Consider the following 1,732-nt stretch of genomic DNA (forward strand, 5'->3'; position numbering starts at 1 on the left):
GGCCGTTGCATTAACAGATGCAGCTGTCGTTGTTAATCACCTTAAAGAGCAATCAGAGCAAATTAATAACGTTATTGAAGTAATACGTAGCGTCTCAGAGCAAACTAACCTACTTGCTCTAAACGCAGCAATCGAAGCGGCACGTGCTGGTGAATCTGGTCGTGGTTTTGCTGTTGTTGCTGACGAAGTTCGCCTACTTGCTGCACGCACACAATCTTCAACTCAAGAGATCCAAACCATTATTGAGGCACTTCAAGAGCAGTCTGGTTTGGCTAATGAAAGTATGCAAACCAGCCTTGATATGTTGGAGTTAAATAAAGAGCTAACGGCAAAAGCAGGCGATGCATTAATTGGTATTACTGAATCAATCAATGCCATCAACGACATGAACACTCAAGTTGCTACGGCGGCCGAAGAGCAATCGCAAGTAACTCAAGATATTAATCGTAACGTCGTTAATATGTCTGAATTAGTAAACCAAAACGTCACAGGCATCAGCCAAAGTGCCATTGCAAGTTCAGAACTGTCTCGACTAGCTGAAGAGCAGAAACAACAACTGTCATTCTTTAAACTGTAACCTTCCCTAATCTAATAGTAAGCGGGGGTTGATTCACCGCTTACTCATTCTTTTTACTTTCATTTCATGCTTTAACCTTTCTAGCATCACGCCAAAATATGTAAAACGCAGTCAATTGAAATCATTATTTACATTTAATAAATTGACTAATTAATCATTAAAACCTCTACAACTAAACTCAATGGAAATTAACTTCACTAGCTACATATGATTTGATGAAGTTAATTTCACACTTACCAAGTATTTGTTTCAGAAATGCGACACACCGTATAGTATCCGCGCAACCTATAAGCATGGTTAATCCATGCGAGTTAGGCATAAAAATAAAAAATATAAACAAAATGCATTTGAGCAATTAATAACTTGGCTTAATTATCAAACATTAGAGGTTAAAAAATGCAATTTACGCTTAAGAATAAATCAATCCGTTTCCAAATATTACTTCCAGTTGCCTTCACTGCAATATCTCTATTTATTTCTCTATGGATAGCGATGTCAAATCTAAAATCAGAACAAACAATTATCGATGCAAATACAAAGTCATTCGTATTTTATAAAGATAAAGTTGTAGAAATCGATGATGAAATTTACTCTTTACGAATAGATGCGGTATACGCTATTTATGACAGTGAACATCGCGCCAACTTTATCGATAATCTAGAAAAAAGACGAGAGCATATTAACGTATTACTTAATGAACTTAAGGTAAGAAAGACCTTCGCTAAAGAAGTAAACCAAATAAGTTTAAGAATCAATGATTATGCTGCTTTCTCTAAAAAACTCATTACTTACCTTAATAAAAAAGAACAAAATATTGCGGTTAATGAAAATTATGATGCTTTAATTACTCAATATCGTAATGCTGGCGATAGTATGATTAATGCAATTAATCATCTTTCCCAACAAGTTAATAAGTTTTCAGACATTGTAATGAATGAAAGCTACGACAAAAATATACAAGTTCAAAATACCGCTGCTACTGTTGTAATGTCTGTTTTTATTGTTTCATTACTTATCTCCTGGTGGTTATCTAACCTTATCGTTCACCCTATCCAAAAACTTCAATTGGTTATCCGTAAATTAGCAGAAGGCAACTTAACGGTTCGTACTGATATTGATGGCGAAAATGAAATAGCTCAATTAAGCCAAGACATC

General features: G+C 35.0%; 2 protein-coding genes. Both read left to right on the plus strand.

What is annotated here, in order from left to right; all coding sequences use genetic code 11:
* A partial coding sequence (locus tag GNP81_RS19205; protein WP_236803988.1) for a methyl-accepting chemotaxis protein occupies nucleotides 1–577 on the plus strand: 577 nt, incomplete at its 5' end.
* A 396-nt stretch (nucleotides 578–973) separates the two neighbouring features.
* Nucleotides 974–1,732 (plus strand): HAMP domain-containing protein (locus GNP81_RS19210; RefSeq protein WP_155675073.1); only part of this gene is annotated, 759 nt, incomplete at its 3' end.

Origin of the sequence: Aliivibrio fischeri, from assembly GCF_009727955.1 — a bacterium.
Classification (GTDB): domain Bacteria; phylum Pseudomonadota; class Gammaproteobacteria; order Enterobacterales; family Vibrionaceae; genus Aliivibrio; species Aliivibrio fischeri_A.